Annotated in this window: 15 protein-coding genes; 6 read left to right on the forward strand and 9 right to left on the reverse strand. The window is 66.2% G+C overall.

Annotated features, from left to right (window positions below; genetic code table 11):
• Window positions 1-62: 62 nt before the first annotated feature.
• The 7 genes from gltA to AC07RM_RS29305 form a co-directional block, all read right to left on the reverse strand.
• A complete protein-coding gene (gene gltA / locus AC07RM_RS29275; protein ID WP_093348745.1) occupies window positions 63-1,373 on the reverse strand; it encodes a citrate synthase in 1,311 nt (436 codons plus the stop codon).
• Window positions 1,374-1,385: 12 nt separating this feature from the next.
• Window positions 1,386-1,763, reverse strand: coding sequence for an FAD assembly factor SdhE (locus AC07RM_RS29280; RefSeq protein ID WP_208513664.1), 378 nt, complete (start codon window positions 1,761-1,763; stop codon window positions 1,386-1,388).
• A gap of 6 nt (window positions 1,764-1,769) precedes the next feature.
• On the reverse strand, window positions 1,770-2,471 hold the full coding sequence (locus tag AC07RM_RS29285) for a succinate dehydrogenase iron-sulfur subunit (RefSeq protein WP_093348750.1): 702 nt from the start codon (window positions 2,469-2,471) through the stop codon (window positions 1,770-1,772).
• A gap of 48 nt (window positions 2,472-2,519) precedes the next feature.
• Entirely contained in the window at window positions 2,520-4,328 is a 1,809-nt protein-coding gene (sdhA, locus tag AC07RM_RS29290; RefSeq protein WP_093348754.1) for a succinate dehydrogenase flavoprotein subunit, read from the reverse strand.
• 16 nt (window positions 4,329-4,344) lie between these two features.
• Window positions 4,345-4,710: a succinate dehydrogenase, hydrophobic membrane anchor protein gene (sdhD, locus tag AC07RM_RS29295; RefSeq protein ID WP_296780168.1), complete on the reverse strand. Its 366-nt coding sequence runs from the start codon at window positions 4,708-4,710 to the stop codon at window positions 4,345-4,347.
• 13 nt (window positions 4,711-4,723) lie between these two features.
• Window positions 4,724-5,170 carry a succinate dehydrogenase, cytochrome b556 subunit gene (gene sdhC, locus AC07RM_RS29300; RefSeq protein ID WP_057595822.1) on the reverse strand — a complete coding sequence of 149 codons (447 nt, stop codon included), beginning with the start codon at window positions 5,168-5,170 and terminating at the stop codon, window positions 4,724-4,726.
• Window positions 5,171-5,398: 228 nt separating this feature from the next.
• Window positions 5,399-6,160, reverse strand: a complete 762-nt coding sequence (locus AC07RM_RS29305; protein ID WP_093348760.1) for a GntR family transcriptional regulator — start codon at window positions 6,158-6,160, stop codon at window positions 5,399-5,401.
• A gap of 208 nt (window positions 6,161-6,368) precedes the next feature.
• Between AC07RM_RS29305 and AC07RM_RS29310 the strand changes: the two genes are divergently transcribed.
• From AC07RM_RS29310 to AC07RM_RS29330, 5 genes are all read left to right on the forward strand, one after another.
• Entirely contained in the window at window positions 6,369-7,355 is a 987-nt protein-coding gene (locus AC07RM_RS29310; protein WP_296780172.1) for a malate dehydrogenase, read from the forward strand.
• 15 nt (window positions 7,356-7,370) lie between these two features.
• A complete protein-coding gene (tam, locus tag AC07RM_RS29315) occupies window positions 7,371-8,153 on the forward strand; it encodes a trans-aconitate 2-methyltransferase (RefSeq protein WP_431511949.1) in 783 nt (260 codons plus the stop codon).
• The gene (locus AC07RM_RS29320) at window positions 8,150-9,163 is read left to right on the forward strand and encodes an HpcH/HpaI aldolase/citrate lyase family protein (protein WP_495336761.1); all 1,014 of its coding nucleotides are present in this window, start codon (window positions 8,150-8,152) and stop codon (window positions 9,161-9,163) included. Before tam ends, AC07RM_RS29320 begins: the two co-directional genes overlap by 4 nt.
• A gap of 32 nt (window positions 9,164-9,195) precedes the next feature.
• The gene (locus tag AC07RM_RS29325; RefSeq protein WP_431511951.1) at window positions 9,196-9,768 is read left to right on the forward strand and encodes a hypothetical protein; all 573 of its coding nucleotides are present in this window, start codon (window positions 9,196-9,198) and stop codon (window positions 9,766-9,768) included.
• A 112-nt stretch (window positions 9,769-9,880) separates the two neighbouring features.
• A complete protein-coding gene (locus tag AC07RM_RS29330) occupies window positions 9,881-12,466 on the forward strand; it encodes a bifunctional aconitate hydratase 2/2-methylisocitrate dehydratase (RefSeq protein WP_093348770.1) in 2,586 nt (861 codons plus the stop codon).
• A gap of 97 nt (window positions 12,467-12,563) precedes the next feature.
• Here the strand turns inward: AC07RM_RS29330 and AC07RM_RS29335 are convergent, their stop codons facing one another.
• Both AC07RM_RS29335 and AC07RM_RS29340 read right to left on the reverse strand, forming a co-directional pair.
• Window positions 12,564-13,427 (reverse strand): hypothetical protein, encoded by an 864-nt coding sequence (locus AC07RM_RS29335; RefSeq protein WP_398501896.1) that lies wholly within the window; start codon window positions 13,425-13,427, stop codon window positions 12,564-12,566.
• An 11-nt stretch (window positions 13,428-13,438) separates the two neighbouring features.
• Window positions 13,439-14,575: a DUF2827 domain-containing protein gene (locus tag AC07RM_RS29340; protein WP_495336762.1), complete on the reverse strand. Its 1,137-nt coding sequence runs from the start codon at window positions 14,573-14,575 to the stop codon at window positions 13,439-13,441.
• 514 nt (window positions 14,576-15,089) lie between these two features.
• Between AC07RM_RS29340 and AC07RM_RS29345 the strand changes: the two genes are divergently transcribed.
• The coding region (locus tag AC07RM_RS29345; protein WP_495336763.1) for an ESPR-type extended signal peptide-containing protein at window positions 15,090-18,334 on the forward strand (3,245 nt) is incomplete at its 3' end.

The raw sequence follows: 18,334 nt of genomic DNA on the forward strand, positions 1-18,334 counted from the left end.
CGAACGGGCAATAAAAAAGCTGCCCGGAGGCAGCTTTTGCAGGGAGCGGTCGAAAGAACCGATCAGCGGGCCGAGATCGGCTTCACGTCGCGCTTGGGCGAGCCTTCGAACAGCTGGCGCGGGCGGCCGATCTTGTACTCGGGGTCGCCGATCATTTCGTTGAGCTGGGCGATCCAGCCGACGGTGCGGGCCAGCGCGAAGATCGCGGTGAACAGCGGGACCGGGATGCCGATGGCGCGCTGCACGATGCCCGAGTAGAAGTCGACGTTCGGGTAGAGCTTGCGCGACACGAAGTACTCGTCTTCGAGCGCGATCTTTTCCAGTTCCTTCGCGAGCTTGAACAGCGGGTCGTTTTCCAGGCCCAGCTCGGTCAGCACTTCGTTGCAGGTTTCCTGCATCAGCTTGGCGCGCGGGTCGTAGTTCTTGTACACGCGGTGGCCGAAGCCCATCAGCTTGACGTTCGAGTTCTTGTCCTTGACCTTCTTGATGAACTCGCCGATCTTCTCCACGCCACCTTCCTTCTGGATGTCGTAGAGCATGTTGAGCGCCGCTTCGTTGGCGCCGCCGTGGGCCGGGCCCCAAAGGCAGGCCACGCCGGCCGCGATGGCCGCGAAGGGGTTGGTGCCCGACGAGCCGCACAGGCGCACGGTCGAGGTCGAGGCGTTCTGCTCGTGGTCGGCGTGCAGGATGAAGATGCGGTCGAGCGCGCGCTCGAGCACCGGGTTCACCTTGTACTCCTCGCAGGGCGTGGCGAACATCATGTGCAGGAAGTTGCCCGCATAGCTGAGTTCGTTCTTCGGGTACATGTACGGCTGGCCGATCGTGTACTTGTAGGCCATGGCCACGAGCGTGGGCATCTTCGCGATCAGGCGGATCGCGGCGATCTCGCGGTGCTCGGGATTGTTGATGTCCGTGCTGTCGTGATAGAAGGCCGACAGCGCGCCCACCAGGCCGGTCATGATGGCCATCGGATGCGCGTCGCGGCGGAAGCCGCGCAGGAAGAACTGCATCTGCTCGTTGACCATCGTGTGGTTGGTCACGAGCTTGGTGAAGTTGGCCTTCTTGGCCGTATCCGGCAGTTCACCGTACAGCAGCAGGTGGCAGGTCTCGAGGAAGTCGCAGTTGGTCGCGAGCTGCTCGATGGGATAGCCGCGATACAGCAGCTCGCCCTTGTCGCCGTCGATGTAGGTGATGGCCGATTGGCAGGCCGCGGTGGACATGAAACCCGGGTCGTAGGTGAACATGCCGGTCTGCGCGTACAGCTTGCGGATGTCGATCACGTCGGGACCGACGGTGCCCTTGTAGATCGGCAGTTCGACCTTGTCGGCGCCGTTGCTGAACGATAGCGTGGCCTTGGTATCGGAGGCTTTCATTTCGGGTTTCTTTCAGAGGATTGTTCGAGAGGGCGAGGAGGGAGAGGTCGTGGAGGTTGCAGGCCGCTGCGCACCGTCGGCGCGCATCAGCTGCAGAAGCTCGACCACCTCGGCCCCGGCCCATGCGGGCTCGGGCTCCTTTCTACGAAGGAGAAGATCGAGCAAATCGTTGTCCGAGAGGTCCATCAGAACTTCCATCGCGCCGGCCTGGCCGACGGTGATGCGAGATTCGTGCCGCTCGAAGAAGCGGGCGATGAACAGATCGTTTTCGAGCAGGCCGCGCCGGCAGCGCCACTTGAGCTTGCTGAGCGCTCGTTCTCCGAGCGGCTCGGCCGCCGCGCTTCCCGCAGGAGGCGCCGAGGGCGATGGGGTGCCGGGCAAAGCAGCCATGTCGGGTCAGATGGCGCGACGCACCATCAGTTCCTTGATCTTGCCGATGGCCATGGTCGGGTTCAGGCTCTTCGGGCACACGTCGACGCAGTTCATGATCGTGTGGCAGCGGAACAGGCGGTACGGGTCCTCGAGGTTGTCGAGGCGCTCGGCGGTGGCTTCGTCGCGGCTGTCGGCGATGAAGCGGTAGGCCTGCAGCAGGCCGGCCGGGCCCACGAACTTGTCGGGGTTCCACCAGAAGCTCGGGCAGCTCGTCGAGCAGCTCGCGCACAGGATGCACTCGTACAGGCCGTTGAGCTCCTCGCGCTCTTCCGGCGACTGCAGGCGTTCCTTCTCGGGCGGCACGGTGTCGTTCTGCAGGTACGGCTTGATCGAGTTGTACTGCTTGAAGAACTGGGTCATGTCGACGATCAGGTCGCGGATCACCGGCAGGCCGGGCAGCGGCTTGAGCACCACGGTGCCCTTGAGCGTGTTCATGTTGGTCAGGCAGGCCAGACCGTTCTTGCCGTTGATGTTCATCGCATCGGAACCGCAGACGCCTTCGCGGCACGAGCGGCGGAACGACAGCGTGGGATCCTGCGCCTTGAGCTTCATCAGGGCGTCGAGCAGCATGCGCTCGTGGCCGTCGAGTTCGATCTCGACGGTCTGCATGTAGGGCTTCGCGTCCTTGTCCGGGTCGTAGCGGTAGATCTGGAATGTGCGCTTCATCGTTGTGACCTTGTGAATGCTTTTACGTGGCTGACCATTAGCTGGCGCTTAGAAGGTGCGAACCTTCGGCGGCACCGAGGCGACCGTGAGCGGCTGCAGCTTGACGGGCTTGTAGGAGAGGCGGTTGTCGGCGCTGTACCAGAGCGTGTGCTTCATCCAGTTGGCATCGTCGCGGCCCAGCGGCGCGACCGGATCGTCGGCCGGGCGCTCGTAGTCCTCGACGGTGTGGGCACCGCGGCATTCCTTGCGGGCCGCGGCCGAGACCATGGTGGCCTGCGCCACTTCGATCAGGTTGTCGACTTCCAGCGCCTCGATGCGCGCGGTGTTGAACACCTTGGACTTGTCCTTCAGGCCGATGGCCTTCACGCGCTCGCGCACTTCGGCGATCTTGACCACGCCTTCGTCCATCGAGGCCTGCTTGCGGAACACAGCGGCGTGCTGCTGCATGGTGACGCGGATCTGGTTGGCCACGTCCTGCGCGTACTCGCCGCCGGTGGAGTTCTGCAGTTCGTTGAGGCGCTCGAGCGTGCGGTCGGCGGCATTGGCCGGCAGCGGCTTGTGTTCCTTGAGCTTGTCGTTGAACTCGACGATGTGGTTGCCGGCCGCGCGGCCGAACACCAAGAGGTCGAGCAGCGAGTTGGTGCCCAGGCGGTTGGCGCCGTGCACGCTCACGCACGAGCATTCGCCCACGGCGTAGAGGCCGTTGACGACGGCGCTGTTGTCCTCGCCCTTCTGGATCACGACCTGGCCGTTGATGTTGGTCGGGATGCCGCCCATCTGGTAGTGGATGGTGGGCACCACGGGGATCGGTTCCTTGGTGATGTCGACGTTGGCGAAGTTGATGCCGATCTCGTACACCGAAGGCAGGCGCTTGTGGATGGTCTCGGCACCGAGGTGGTCGAGCTTCAGCAGCACGTAGTCCTTGTTGGGACCGCAGCCGCGGCCTTCCTTGATTTCCTGGTCCATCGAACGCGAGACGAAGTCGCGCGGCGCCAGGTCCTTCAGCGTGGGCGCATAGCGCTCCATGAAGCGTTCGCCGTTGCTGTTGAGCAGGATCGCGCCTTCGCCGCGGCAGCCTTCGGTCAGCAGCACGCCCGCGCCGGCCACGCCGGTCGGATGGAACTGCCAGAACTCCATGTCCTGCAGCGGGATGCCCGAGCGCGCGGCCATGCCGAGGCCGTCGCCGGTGTTGATGAAGGCATTGGTCGAGGCCTGGAAGATGCGGCCCGCGCCGCCGGTGGCCAGCAGCACCGTCTTGGCCTGCAGGATGTGCAGGTCGCCGGTTTCCATCTCGAGCGCGGTCACGCCGACCACGTCGCCTTCGTCGTCGCGGATCAGGTCGAGTGCCATCCATTCGACGAAGAACTGGGTGCGCGCTTCCACGTTCTTCTGGTAGAGCGTGTGCAGCATCGCGTGGCCGGTACGGTCGGCCGCGGCGCAGGCGCGCTGCACGGGCTTCTCGCCGTAGTTGGCCGTGTGGCCGCCGAACGGGCGCTGGTAGATCGTGCCGTCGGGGTTGCGGTCGAAGGGCATGCCGAAGTGCTCGAGCTCGTACACGACCTTCGGTGCTTCGCGGCACATGAACTCGATCGCGTCCTGGTCGCCGAGCCAGTCGGAACCCTTGATCGTGTCGTAGAAGTGGTAGTGCCAGTTGTCCTCGCTCATGTTGCCGAGCGACGCGCCCACGCCGCCTTGCGCGGCGACCGTGTGCGAGCGGGTGGGGAACACCTTGGAGAGCACGGCCACGTTGAGGCCCGCACGCGCCAGTTGCAGCGAGGCGCGCATGCCGGAACCGCCGGCACCGACGATCACGACGTCGAACTTGCGCTTGGTGATTTGTTCTTTTGTGTAGGTCATGGTGGGGATGGGGTCGTCAGATTTTCCAAAGCACTTGAATGGCCCAACCCGCACAACCGACCAGCCAGACGATGGTGAAGATCTGGAGCACGAGGCGGATCGCGACGGGCTGGACGTAGTCCATCCAGATGTCGCGCATGCCGACCCACACGTGATAGAGCAGGGACACGATGACGCAGAAGGTCAGGACCTTCATCCACTGCGCGGCGAAGATGCCGGCCCACAGGTCGTAGCCGATCGGGCCGCGCGTGAAGATCAGCTGCGCCAGCAGGATGATCGTGAAGAGCGCCATCAGGGCGCCCGTGACGCGCTGGCTGAGCCAGTCGCGCATGCCGTAATGCGCGCCGACGACGATGCGCTTGGAGCCGTAGTTCACAGACATTTGAGGCTCCTTCTCAGTACAGGCCGAACAGCTTGGCGCCGAGCACGATGGTCAGCAGGACGCTCGCGGCCAGCGTGAAGATGGCCGAGCTCTTGCCGAACTCCTTGGTCACGGCCTTGTGGCTCACGTCCATCCAGAGGTGGCGCACGCCGGCGATGAAGTGGTGCAGGTAGGCCCAGATCAGCGCGAGCACGACGAGCTTGAAAAACCAGCCCGGAACGAAACCAAGGCCGCTGTTGAAGGCGGCCTTGAACTTGGCGAACGAATAGTCGGACGAGAGCGAGGTGTCGAACATCCAGATGATGAACGGCAGCAGCAGGAACATCAGCGCGCCGCTGACGCGGTGCAGGATCGACACGATGCCCGCGGGAGGCAGGCGGTAGGTCGTGAGATCGGTGAAGGCGTTGATGTTGCGGAATTCGCGACGCCGTGGTGTGGAGGAGGATGCAAGCTCTGTCATGGAGGGGCTTTCGTGGCTTGTTGATTGACTTGTTCTGAGAGCGAACGCTTTTGTTTTCTCTTCGGGAAATGCAAACAACGCAAAATTCTATTGCAATGCACCATCGCGCATCGGTCGCGCTCGCGTCGACGCACCGCGGCAGTCGGATGCTCTTGACTTCATAGCGTCTTGCGCGCGCCGCGCGGCGGCTTGAAGCGTATTCGTTACGTGGTCCATCGTGAGGCGCATTCAGCCGAGCTGGTTGCGATAGTGGTGCGTGTCGGTGCGATAGAGGCCGCGACGCAGTTCCATCGGCATGTCGTGGTAGGTGTGGGCCACGCGTTCGACGCTCAGCAGCGGCATCTGCGGCGTGACGTCGAGCAGTTGGGCCTGCTCGGGGTCGGGCAGCACCGCGCGGATCTTCTCCTCGGCGCGCACCATGCGCACGCCGAACTCGGTTTCGAACAGCGCATACATCGGGCCCGGCCAGGCGCGCAGCCGCTCGGCCGTGAGGCCCTTGAACGGCGTGCCGGGCAGCCACAGGTCCTCGAGGATGGTCGGCACGCCGCCATAGGCGAGCACGCGCCGCACCTGCAGCACGGCGTCGCCGGTGCGCAGGCCCAGCGCGCGCGCCACGTCGGCCGAGGCGCGCAGGCGCTTGCAGTCGACGATGGTGCGCTCGGCCGGGCCTTCGGCGCTCGGCAGGCCGCCGTCGGGCACCAGCTTCAGGAAACGGTATTGCACATGCTGCTCGGCATGCGTCGCGACGAAGGTGCCCTTGCCCTGGCGCCGCACCACGAGGTTCTCGGCCGCGAGCTCGTCGATCGCCTTGCGCACCGTGCCCTGGCTGACGCGAAAGCGCACGGCCAGGTCCATCTCGCTGGGGATCGGCTCGCCCGGCTTCCACTCGCCCGCCTGCAGGCTCTGCAGGATCAGGGTCTTGATCTGCTGGTAGAGCGGGCTGAACGAGGGCGTCGTGGGCTCGTCGAGGGTGGTGGTGGGGCTGTTCATGGCAGGGCGTGGGTAAGCGCCGTGGCGGAACCCGGAGGATATCTTATATAAGACATAAGACGGGCCTCATCGAATCGGCTTAAAATGCCGGCCGTTCCCGCGCCGCGGCCGTCCGGCCCTTTTCGGACCTCCCGACCGCCCCGCGAGACTTCCGCCGCCGCGTTTCGCGCGTGCGCCGACACCGTCACATCACTTCTGGAGTCTTCCCATGAGCAAAAAGCCCGTCCGCGTTGCCGTCACCGGTGCCGCCGGTCAAATCGGTTATGCCCTGTTGTTCCGTATCGCGTCCGGCGAAATGCTCGGCAAGGACCAGCCGGTCATCCTGCAATTGCTCGAAATCCCCGACGAGAAGGCCCAGAAGGCGCTCAAGGGCGTGATGATGGAACTCGACGACTGCGCGTTCCCGCTGCTGGCCGGCATGGAAGCCCACGGCGACCCGATGACCGCCTTCAAGGACGCTGACTACGCACTGCTGGTCGGCTCGCGTCCCCGCGGCCCGGGCATGGAACGTGCCGAGCTGCTGGCCGTCAACGGCGCCATCTTCACGGCGCAAGGCAAGGCACTGAACGCCGTCGCCAGCCGCAACGTCAAGGTGCTGGTGGTCGGTAACCCCGCCAACACCAATGCCTACATCGCCATGAAGAGCGCACCGGACCTGCCGCGCAAGAACTTCACCGCCATGCTGCGCCTGGACCACAACCGCGCTGCCAGCCAGATCGCCGCCAAGACCGGCAAGGCCGTGGCCGACATCGAAAAGCTCACCGTCTGGGGCAACCACTCGCCCACGATGTACGCCGACTACCGCTTCGCCACCATCAACGGCGAAAGCGTCGCCAAGATGATCAACGACCAGGAATGGAACGCCAACACCTTCCTGCCGACCGTCGGCAAGCGCGGCGCCGCGATCATCGAAGCGCGCGGCCTGTCGTCGGCTGCCTCGGCCGCCAACGCCGCCATCGACCACATGCGCGATTGGGCCCTGGGCACCAACGGCAAGTGGGTCACGATGGGCATCCCGTCGGACGGCCAGTACGGCATTCCGAAGGACACGATGTTCGGCTTCCCGGTCACCTGCGAAAACGGTGAGTACAAGCTGGTCGAAGGCCTCGAGATCGACGCATTCAGCCAGGAACGCATCAACAAGACCCTGGAAGAGCTGCAAGGCGAACAAGCCGGCGTTGCTCACCTGATCTAAGCAAGGCCTGCCGGCATGCTCGACTGGAACCCCGCGCTCTATCGTCGCTACGAGGACGAGCGCACCCGCCCCGCACAGGAACTCCTGGCGCGGGTGCCTCTGGCGGAGGCGGCCCGCGTGGTCGACCTCGGCTGCGGTCCGGGCAACTCCACCGAGCTGCTGGTCCACCGGTTCCCGAAGGCCGAGGCCCTCGGGACCGACAACTCCGAAGCCATGCTGGTCAGCGCGCGCGAGCGCCTGCCCGGCGCGCGCTTCGAGCTGAGCGACATCGCGACCTGGGCGCCTTCTACGGAAGCGGCGCCCGACCTCATCTATGCGAACGCGTCGCTGCAATGGGTGCCCGATCACGAAACGCTGATCCCGCGCCTGTTCGACGCGCTCGCCCCCGGCGGCGTGCTGGCCATCCAGATGCCCGACAACCGCCAGGAACCCACGCACCGCCTGATGCGCGCGCTCGCGGCCGAAGCGCCCTGGGCCGAGCCCATCGGCGATGCCGACCGGCTGCGCACCAAGCTGCTGCCGCTGGGCGGCTACTACGACCTGCTGGCGCCGCGCGCGGCCAACGTCGATGTCTGGCACACGATCTACCAGCACCGCATGGCCGATGCCGCCTCCATCGTCGAATGGGTGCGCGGCACGGGCCTGAAGCCCTTCGTCGACCGGTTGCCGCCCGACCTGCAGGCCAGCTACCTGGCCGAATACGAGCGCCGCGTGAACGAGGCCTACCCGGCACGCACCGACGGCAAGCGGCTGCTGGCCTTCCCGCGCATGTTCATCGTGGCGCAGAAGAAGGCGTGACGACCGTGAGCGAACGCGCCCCCGCCCATCCCGCTGCCGTGCTGCTCGGCGCGCAGGCCGGCGCCGTCAGCCTGCCGGTGTGCGACCACTACAGCGGCGTCGAGGCGCGCATGAAGAAGAGCCTCGCGCTCCAGGCCGAGATGGCCGAGGAGTTCGGCGCCTGCGTGTTCGACGTCACCCTCGACTGCGAGGACGGCGCCCCGGTGGGCGGCGAGGCCGAGCATGCGGCGCTGGTCACCGAGCTGGCGCTGGCCGCCAGGCCCGGCATGCGTGTCGGCGTGCGCGTGCACCCGGTCGACCACCCGGCCTTCGCGGGCGACGTGGTCACCATCGCGGGCCGCGCCGGCCAGCGGCTCAGTCACCTGATGGTGCCGAAGGTCGAATCGGTGGCCGACGTCGAGCAAGCCGTAGCCGCGCTCGACGCCGCCGATGCCGAAACGCTGCCGCTGCACGTGCTGATCGAATCGCCTTTTGCCGTGCACAACGCCTTCGACATCGCGGCCCATCCGCGCGTGCAGTCGCTGAGCTTCGGCCTGATGGACTTCGTCTCGGCCCATGCCGGCGCCATCCCCGCCGAGGGCATGGGCGCCGCGGGCCAGTTCACGCATCCGCTGGTGGTGCGCGCCAAGCTGGCGATGGCCTCGGCCGCGCATGCGCACGGCAAGGTGCCCTCGCACTGCGTGGTGACCGAGTTCAACGACATGGACGCCATGCGCACCGCGGCCCGCAAGGCGGCCCGCGAATTCGGCTACACGCGCATGTGGAGCATCCATCCGAACCAGATCCGACCGATCCTCGAGGCCTTCGCGCCCGACGAGGCGCAGATTCAAATTGCCACAAATATCCTGCTCAAGGCAGCGGCCGCGGATTGGGCGCCGACACAAATTGATGGCACATTGCACGACCGCGCGAGCTACCGCCATTTCTGGCAGGTGCTGACGCGTGCCCACGCAACAGGGCGCGCGTTGCCGCCAGAGGCCAAGGCCTGGCTGACGCCCGCGGTCTCCTGAAACCTCCGAACCAGCCTCAAGGAAACCCTCACATGAAGAAAATCGCCCTGATCGCCGCAGTGGCCCTGGCTCTGCCGTTCGGTGCCCTGGCGCAGAGCAGCACGCCGGCCAAGCCGGCCGCTGCCAAGCCCGCCGCCAAGTCCACCGAAGCCAAGAAGGCCCCACCCAAGCGCCAGGTCACCCGCAAGGCCGCCAAGGCCGTCGAGGAAGTCACGCCGATCAGCGACGACACCAACGTCGTGCTCACCGAGTCCGACCTCGAGGTCGCCAAGCGCGTGTCGACCGGCAAGGCCCAGTGCGAACTCGGCGCCGACGTGACCGTGACCGAGGACGAGAAGAAGCCCGGCTTCTTCACCGTGACCACCAAGGGCCTGCGCTATCGCATGCACCCGGTCGAAAGCCGCACCGGCGCCATCCGCCTCGAAGACCCCCGCGCTGGCGCCATGTGGCTGCAGCTGGGCAACAAGTCGATGCTGATGAACCAGAAGGCTGGCCTGCGCATCGCCGACGAATGCCAGACGCCGGCCCAGGTGGCCTTTGCCGAAGAAATGAAGAAGAACCCGCCCAAGAGCCTTTTCGAAGGCGCTGACGGCGACAAGAAGTAAGTCGACCCCACGAGGGGCGGCGCGGCTCTTGCTTGCCGACCGGCGAAAGCCGGACGGCGGGTCGAACACCGCGCCGCATGCCCTCCAGCCCCAAGTTTCCGGAGAAAAGAAGATGTTGCAAGCCTACGTTGACCATGTCGCCGAACGCGCCGCGCTCGGTATCCCGCCGCTGCCCCTGAGCGCGAAGCAGACCTCTGAAGCGATCGAGCTCCTCAAGAGCGCGAACGACAAGGACGGTGCCTTCCTGCTCGACCTGCTGACCCACCGCGTGCCCGCGGGCGTGGACGACGCCGCCAAGGTCAAGGCCAGCTATCTCGCGGCCGTGGCGCATGGCACCGAGAAGAGCGCGTTCATCACGCGCGCCCGTGCCACCGAACTGCTCGGCACGATGCTCGGCGGCTACAACATCAGCCCCATGATCGACCTGCTGGACGACGCCGAAGTCGGCGCCGTCGCGGCCGAGGGCCTCAAGAAGACGCTGCTGATGTTCGACCAGTTCCACGACGTCAAGGAAAAGGCCGACAAGGGCAATGCCAACGCCAAGGGCGTGCTGCAGAGCTGGGCCGATGCCGAGTGGTTCACCAGCCGTCCCGAAGTGCCGCAGAGCATCACCGTCAGCATCTTCAAGGTGGCTGGCGAAATCAACACCGACGACCTGTCGCCCGCACCCGATGCGACCACGCGTCCCGACATCCCGATGCACGCCCTGGCGATGCACAAGAACGCGCGCCCCGGCATCGTTCCCGAGGAAGACGGCAAGCGCGGCCCGGTGAAGTTCATCGAGGACCTGCGCGCGCGCGGCCACCTCGTGGCCTATGCCGGCGACGTGGTCGGCACGGGCTCGTCGCGCAAGAGCGCCACCAACTCGGTGCTGTGGTTCACCGGCGAGGACATCCCGTTCGTGCCCAACAAGCGCTTCGGCGGCGTCTGCCTCGGCGGCAAGATCGCGCCGATCTTCTACAACACGATGGAAGACTCGGGCGCGCTGCCGATCGAGCTCGACGTGACGCAGATGAACATGGGCGACGTGGTCGAGCTGCGTCCCTACGAAGGCAAGGCCCTGAAGGACGGCCAGGTCATCGCCGAATTCACCGTGAAGAGCGACGTGCTGTTCGACGAAGTGCGCGCCGGCGGCCGCATTCCGCTGATCATCGGCCGCGGCCTCACGGCCAAGGCGCGCGAAGCGCTGGGCCTGCCGGTCTCCACGCTGTTCCGCCTGCCGCAAAGCCCGGTCGACACCAAGAAGGGCTTCTCGCTGGCGCAGAAGATGGTCGGCCGCGCCTGCGGCCTGCCCGAAGGCCAGGGCGTGCGCCCGGGCACGTACTGCGAACCCAAGATGACCTCGGTCGGCTCGCAGGACACCACCGGCCCGATGACGCGCGACGAGCTCAAGGACCTGGCCTGCCTGGGCTTCTCGGCCGACCTCGTGATGCAGTCGTTCTGCCACACGGCGGCCTACCCGAAGAAGGTCGACGTCAAGATGCACCATGAACTCCCCGAGTTCATGGCCAACCGCGGCGGCGTTTCGCTGCGCCCGGGCGACGGCGTGATCCACAGCTGGCTCAACCGCCTGCTGACCCCCGACACCGTGGGCACCGGCGGCGACAGCCACACCCGCTTCCCGATCGGCATCAGCTTCCCCGCGGGCTCGGGCCTCGTGGCCTTCGCGGCCGCCACCGGCGTGATGCCGCTGGACATGCCCGAGTCGGTGCTGGTGCGCTTCAAGGGCAAGATGCAGCCCGGCGTCACGCTGCGCGACCTGGTCAACGCGATCCCGCTGTACGCCATCAAGAGCGGCCTGCTGACGGTCGAGAAGAAGGGCAAGAAGAACATCTTCTCGGGCCGCATCCTCGAGATCGAGGGCCTGCCCGACCTCAAGGTCGAACAAGCCTTCGAACTGAGCGACGCCTCGGCCGAACGCTCGGCGGCCGGCTGCACGGTGCACCTGAACAAGGAACCGATCATCGAATACATCAACAGCAACATCACGCTGATGAAGTGGATGATCGCCGAGGGCTATGCCGACGCGCGCACGCTGCAGCGCCGCATCGCCGCGCAGGAAGCCTGGCTCAAGGACCCGCAACTGCTCAAGGGCGACGACGACGCCGACTACGCGGCCGTGATCGAGATCGACTTGGCCGAGATCCACGAGCCCATCGTGGCCTGCCCGAACGACCCCGACGACGTGAAGACGCTGAGCGACGTGGCGGGTGCCGTGATCGATGAAGTGTTCATCGGCTCGTGCATGACCAACATCGGCCACTTCCGCGCCGCGTCGAAGCTGCTCGAAGGCAAGCGCGACATCCCGGTCAAGCTGTGGATCGCGCCGCCGACCAAGATGGACGCGCAGCAGCTGACCGAGGAAGGCCACTACGGCGTGTTCGGCAATGCCGGTGCCCGCACCGAGATGCCGGGCTGCTCGCTGTGCATGGGCAACCAGGCGCAGGTGCGCGAAGGCGCCACGGTCATGTCGACCAGCACGCGCAACTTCCCGAACCGCCTGGGCAAGAACACCAACGTGTACCTGGGCTCGGCCGAACTGGCCGCCATCTGCTCGCGCCTCGGTCGCATCCCGACCCGGGAAGAGTACATGGCCAGCACCGGCGTGCTCGATGCGTCCAGCGCGCAGATCTACCAGTACCTGAACTTCGACAAGATCGAGGACTACAAGAACGTGGCCGATTCGGTCACGGCCTGAGCCTGAAGACAGACCGGACGGTCCCCGCGGCCGGCCCGGCCCGCGTCGACGAAGCCCCGCATCCGCGGGGCTTTTTTCATGGCGCTGGCGCCGGCGTTCAGAGCGTCGGCGGGTGGTTCGGATGCAGGTACTGCGTGCCCGTCAGTTCCATGGACACCCCCGCGGGGCCGCCCACCGCATGCGGCAGCGAGGTCAGCAGCGAGGTCGCGAAGTCGCCGCGGTAGAGCTTGGCGCCCTGGTGCGTGAGGTTGGAGTTGGCATCGATGTGGATCGATTCGCCCAGGCCCGACCAGAGGCGGCAGAAGCCGTAGTCCTCCGAGAGATAGCGGCGCGTCACGGGGTCGACCATCACGTCGAAGAAACGGTAGTGCAGGCCGCGGTCGGCCTCGCCGATGCTGTCGGGCACATAGTTGAGCTCGGGGTAGCTCGCCATCAGCCGCTCAAACACGCCGCGCTTGATCGCCATGAAGCCGGTGGGCGCCTCGGTCATCTTCATGAAGCCGTCGGGCTGTACCTCGAGCTCGACCTTGCCGCTGGCTTCCGAGGCGCTCGCATTGACCGTGTAGCGCGTGAAGGTGGCATCGAACTGCGCGCGCGTGGTGCCGGCCGCGACGCCTTCCTCGGGCCAGTCCTCGCGCTTGAGCGGGTAGACGCCAGCGGCGATCTCGTAGTCCGAGAGCAGCAGCCGGAACGCCGCCTGCGGCGAGAAGCCGATGTCGGCGTCGATCCAGAACAGGTGCGTCCATTCGGGGTTGGCGAGGAACTGGGCCACGCAGTTGTTGCGCGCCCGGGTCACGAGGCTTTCGCCCTGGTGGAACAGCACCTGCATCCGCATGCCGGCGCGCTCGGCCTCGATGGCGAAGTTCATCATCGACATCACGTAGTTCTGGAAGAACTTGCCGTCGTGGCTCGGCGTGACGACCACGGGGAAGAAGCGTTGAAGGGCAGAGGGTTCGAGCATGGCGGCTCCGGTTATCGGGCGGGGCGCTGCATCAGGCCGAGCAGCAGCGTGTTGTACACCTCGGTGGCGGCCGCGTTGCCGGGCAGGTAGCGGTCGATGAGGCCGCGCTGGCGCTCGCGGTAGGCGAGCGACTGCGCATCGTGCGCGTCGATCGCCTCGAGCACGCGCGTGCTGCCCGCGGCCACGTCGTTGGCTTCGTAGTAGTAGCCGAGGTCCGCGCAGAGGTGGGCGTTGTGCACCAGCGGATAGCCCTGCCAGCAGGTCTCGAGGTAGAAGTAGTTGAGCGGGTTCTCCCACTGGTGCGAGATCACGATGTCGGTGTTCTGCGCCAGGAAGGTCGGCGTGTCGTGCCGGCCCAGGAACACGGCCTTGTGCTCGCGCACCAGGTCGAGCTGGTTCATCAGGGTGATGAATTCCATGTTCTCGCGCGCCATCTTCTCGGCGTTGGCCACCTGCAGCAGCGCGATCGCCTCGCGCCGTGCGCGGTAGGCCAGTTCGGCGACCAGGATCGGGTAGAGGCAGAACTTCACCACGTTGATGTTCGGCTCCATCACGCTGAGGCGCCGCGGGCCGACGCGCGGCTGGTAGACGCCGTTCTCGGGCAGCCCGCGCGTGCGCTCCTCGAGGAACACCGGACTCCAGACGAAAGGCACGGCGCGCGCCTCGATCCGGCGCAGCACCTCGAAGTAGGGCTGGCTGATGTGCGCCACCTGCGGAACCATCCAGATGTCGTCGTAGCGCTGGTTGACGAACAGGTTCCGGCCCCACAGCGGCTTGTTGAACAGCATCGACTCCATCGCATGCACGTACTCGAAGCCGCAGCAGTACGACACCAGCCGGGCGCCGCGCTGCTTGAGGTAGTCGGTCTGCAGGTGGTCGATCTGGCCGCCCAGCTCGATCAGCACGTCGACCTCGTCCTTGGCGCCCTCGAAGTTCGTCGTGGGCCAGCGCGCCTGGTCCCAGGGCAGGGCCGGCGTGATCGGCGTGGCCGTGGTGTTGACCAGCACCACCGACGCCACGCCGGGGCAGTGCTTGAGCGCCTCGGCCAGGAACACGGCGTTCTGCTTGATGCCGTTGTTCCAGAGTGTTTCGGCTTCATGGTGAAGACCGATGGTGATGCCGATGCGGAGGGAGTTGTTTGAATTCACTTTTGTTGCCCAATTGTTAATTGGCGTCATCTGCGCTTTATGGCGAGAAATAAATCACGGATGAATAAATGGATCCGTGAACAAGTTCCAGATTGGAGCGCATCGAGTGTGCTTTTTTACTCACCTGACAAAGTTGGCGTTTGCAAGCTTCAATGTGAATTAATTCCGCGTGGTTAGAGAAAAAGTCCTTATGAAACAAGGGCTTGCATCGAGTCTTCTGCCCCGTTTCCAACGGTGAGGGGATTCTATGTTTTCGCGGCGCTTTCACCTTCAGGAGACAATTGTTAATCAATGTGAATGCTAATTTGTGTCCTTTTTTGTGAACTAAATCATCGAAGCTTTTTGAGCGATTTGGTCTTTTGCGTTCTGAATGTAAACAAGTATGTACATTCCACCGCTCTTGTGAACAGCGCGGTGATTGGGATCTCGGACGACGAGCGCCAAGCACGACCCTTCACATTTTTCCTGGGACCTACCGCGCGGGTCCTGAGATTCCACACGCAGTTGGCAGTCAATGAACAAGTCATATAGAAGTATCTGGAATGAGTCGCTCGGTGCATGGGTGGCCGCTTCGGAAATCACTTCCGCCCGAGGCAAGCGCAGCAGTTCGGCTGCGGTGATCGCGGGTGCCGCGCTGAGCGTCGCGCTGGCGTCCTTCGGCTTGATGGAGAGCGCGAACGCCTACATCGTCGGACCGCCGAACGGCGCCTGCAACACGGGTGCGAACACCGGTCCCGACGGCAAGGCCTACCCGGCGACGGTCGATCCGGTCGACGGTTCCGGCGTGTACTCGACCGTGGTCGGCGGGTGCTCGGCCAATGGCGGCGGCTTCCTGGGCGTCACGATGTTCGGGTCGTTCACGACGGCGCGCGGCAAGGGCTCCAGCATGTTCGGCATGGGATCGACCGCCGGGCAGTACGCCTCGGCCTTCGGCCTCCAGGCCAATGCCTTCGGCATCGCCAGCATCGCGATGGGCCAGAACGCCCTCGCTGCGAGCAACAACAACATCGCCATCGGCGCGGGCGCGAACGCGGCGGCGGTCAGCGCGGGCACCGCCATCGCGATCGGTGCGAACTCCGTCGCTTCGTCCAACACCACGAGCGGCGATTCGCTGGCCTTCGGCACCGGCGCCAAGGCCACGGCGCAGGACGCGGTGGCGATCGGCGGCCAGGCCAACGCGAGCGGCACCAATGCCCTGGCCATCGGCGGCAACGAAGGTGGCGCCACCGGCACCAATGCGTCGGCCATCGGCGTGGGCGCCAACGCAACCGCCAACTACGCGACGGCGGTGGGCGCCGGCGCGACCGCGAGCGGCACCGGCGCAACGGCCATCGGTGCCAGCGGCACCGCGGCGGCCCGTGCCCTGGGCGCCAATTCGGTCGCGATCGGCGGCCAGGCCGTCGTCGGCAGCGCGGCCGATTCGGGCATCGCCATCGGCCTCAATGCCAATGCGCAGTCGCTCGCCACCATCGCCCTGGGAAGCGGTGCCAGCGTCGGAAGCGGCGCGGATTCGGGCATCGCCATCGGCGCGAATGCGGTGGCGTCGAGCAACATGAAGAACCTGGCGATCGGCGCCGGCGCCAGGGCGAACGGTGGCAGCGCGACGGCCGTCGGCGCCGGCGCCAACGCCGCCTTCGGCAACGACATGGCCTTCGGCACGAATGCGACGGCACGCGGCGACGCTGTGGGTGCAGGCAATGCGCCTTCGACGGCCTTCGGCAACAACGCCAATGCCTGGGGCGGCAGTTCCACGGCCTTCGGCGTGTTTGCGCAGGCCTGGGGCAAGAACTCCGTGGCGTTCGGCTATTCCTCGAATGCCGCCGCCGAGAATGCCCTGGCGGTCGGCACGGTGGCGAACGCCTACGGCAATCGCAGCACCGCCATCGGTGCCGGGGCCACGGCCACGGGCGATTTCTCCTCGGCCCTGGGCCGCACGGCGAGCGCTACCGCCGCCGGTGCCCTGGCACTCGGAACGAATTCCGTGGGCGGCGCATCCGCCGCCGCGGCCGATTCGATCGCCATCGGCGGCCAGTCCAGCGTCGTGGCCGCGGCAACCTCCGGCATCGCGCTCGGCCGCGGTGCCATCGTCAACGGCGCCTTCGGCATTGCCCAGGGCGACGGCGTCGTCAGTGGCGCCACGGGGCAGAACGTCGCCATCGGTTCGTCGGGCACGACCGCGAACTCCAGCACCGCCGCGGGTGGCGCGGTGGCCATCGGCCGCGGCCAGAAGGCCACGGGCGACGGCGCGGTCGCCATCGGCGATCCCAACGTCTCGAACGGCACCGGTGCCGTGACGATGGGTGCCAACAACACCGCCGCCGGCAGCCTGGACGGCACGACCGCGGCGAGTGGCGTGGTGGCCATCGGCAATTCCAACAATGCGATCGGGCAGGGCTCGGTCGCGCTGGGCAACAAGTCCAACGCCACCGCGGCCGGCACGCTCGCCTTCGGCGACGCGGCCAGCGCATCGGCCGCCAATGCCATCGGCTTCGGCACCGGCGCGAACGCCGCGGCCGCGGCCGCCGTCGCCATCGGACAAAGCACCCTGGCCTCGGGCAACGCCAGCGTCGCGCTGGGTTCCGGCGCACGCTCGATCGCGGATGGGGCCATCGCCATCGGCAAGAACGCCACCATCGGCTCGAACACCGACGTCAACACCATCGCGATCGGGACCAACGCGAACAGCTGGGGCGGCAGCATCGCGCTGGGCACCGGCGCATCCGCCGACCAGATCGGCGTGGCACCCCAGAACGCCTCGATCGCGATCGGCGGCAATGCCACGACCGACGACCGGACCACCCGCAGCATCGCGATCGGCAATGGCGCCGTCGTCAAGTCGGCCGACCTGTCGGTCACCGATGCCGCGATCGCCTTCGGCGCCAACGCCGTGTCGCTGGGCTCGAACGCGGTCTCGATGGGCACCGGCGCCAACGCCGCCTATGCCAACAGCGTCGCGCTCGGCGCGGGCAGCGTGACGGGTGCCAAGGGACCGACCGGCAACGGCTTCCTCACCGGTACCAACGCACCCGCCTCCGAAGTCTCGGTGGGCTCGTCGTCCGCCCTGCGACGCATCACCAACGTGGCCGATGGCGCGGCGTTGCAGGACGCCGTGACGGTGGCGCAGCTGAGCACGGGCATGAGCACGACCGCGAGCAGCATCAGCAGCCTCTCGACGTCGACCTCGACCGGCCTGAGCACCGCGACCAGCAGCATCGGCAGCCTGTCGTCGGGCCTCAGCACGACGAACAGCCGGGTGTCGAGCCTGTCGACGTCGACCTCGACGGGGTTGAGCACGGCGACCAGTTCCATCAGCAGCCTTTCGACTTCTACGTCGACTGGCCTGAGCACGGCCACGAGCAGCATCGGTAGTCTGTCGTCGGGCTTGAGCACGACGAACAGCAGCGTTTCGAGCTTGTCGACTTCGACGTCGACGGGGTTGAGCACCGCGACGAGCTCCATCGGCAGCCTCTCGACCTCGACGTCGACTGGCTTGAGCACGGCAACGAGCAGCATCGGCAGTCTGTCGTCGGGGCTGAGCACGACGAACAGCAGCGTGTCGAGCTTGTCGACTTCGACGTCGACGGGTCTCAGCACGGCGACCAGTTCCATCGGCAGCCTGTCGACCTCGACGTCGACGGGTTTGAGTACTGCCACGAGCAGCATCGGTAGCCTGTCGTCGGGTTTGAGCACGACGAACAGCAGCGTTTCGAGCTTGTCGACTTCGACGTCGACGGGGTTGAGCACCGCGACGAGCTCCAT

This window comes from Variovorax sp. GW821-FHT09B05, from assembly GCF_059418265.1.

Excerpts from the sequence above, each read along its gene's own strand:
- sdhA (WP_093348754.1), bottom strand. The coding sequence starts at position 4,328 with ATGACCTACACAAAAGAACAAATCACCAAGCGCAAGTTCGACGTCGTG.
- AC07RM_RS29285 (WP_093348750.1), bottom strand. The coding sequence starts at position 2,471 with ATGAAGCGCACATTCCAGATCTACCGCTACGACCCGGACAAGGACGCG.
- gltA (WP_093348745.1), bottom strand. The coding sequence starts at position 1,373 with ATGAAAGCCTCCGATACCAAGGCCACGCTATCGTTCAGCAACGGCGCC.
- AC07RM_RS29305 (WP_093348760.1), bottom strand. The coding sequence starts at position 6,160 with ATGAACAGCCCCACCACCACCCTCGACGAGCCCACGACGCCCTCGTTC.
- AC07RM_RS29335 (WP_398501896.1), bottom strand. The coding sequence starts at position 13,427 with ATGCTCGAACCCTCTGCCCTTCAACGCTTCTTCCCCGTGGTCGTCACG.
- AC07RM_RS29325 (WP_431511951.1), top strand. The coding sequence starts at position 9,196 with ATGAAGAAAATCGCCCTGATCGCCGCAGTGGCCCTGGCTCTGCCGTTC.
- tam (WP_431511949.1), top strand. The coding sequence starts at position 7,371 with ATGCTCGACTGGAACCCCGCGCTCTATCGTCGCTACGAGGACGAGCGC.
- AC07RM_RS29280 (WP_208513664.1), bottom strand. The coding sequence starts at position 1,763 with ATGGCTGCTTTGCCCGGCACCCCATCGCCCTCGGCGCCTCCTGCGGGA.
- sdhC (WP_057595822.1), bottom strand. The coding sequence starts at position 5,170 with ATGACAGAGCTTGCATCCTCCTCCACACCACGGCGTCGCGAATTCCGC.
- AC07RM_RS29330 (WP_093348770.1), top strand. The coding sequence starts at position 9,881 with ATGTTGCAAGCCTACGTTGACCATGTCGCCGAACGCGCCGCGCTCGGT.
- sdhD (WP_296780168.1), bottom strand. The coding sequence starts at position 4,710 with ATGTCTGTGAACTACGGCTCCAAGCGCATCGTCGTCGGCGCGCATTAC.
- AC07RM_RS29310 (WP_296780172.1), top strand. The coding sequence starts at position 6,369 with ATGAGCAAAAAGCCCGTCCGCGTTGCCGTCACCGGTGCCGCCGGTCAA.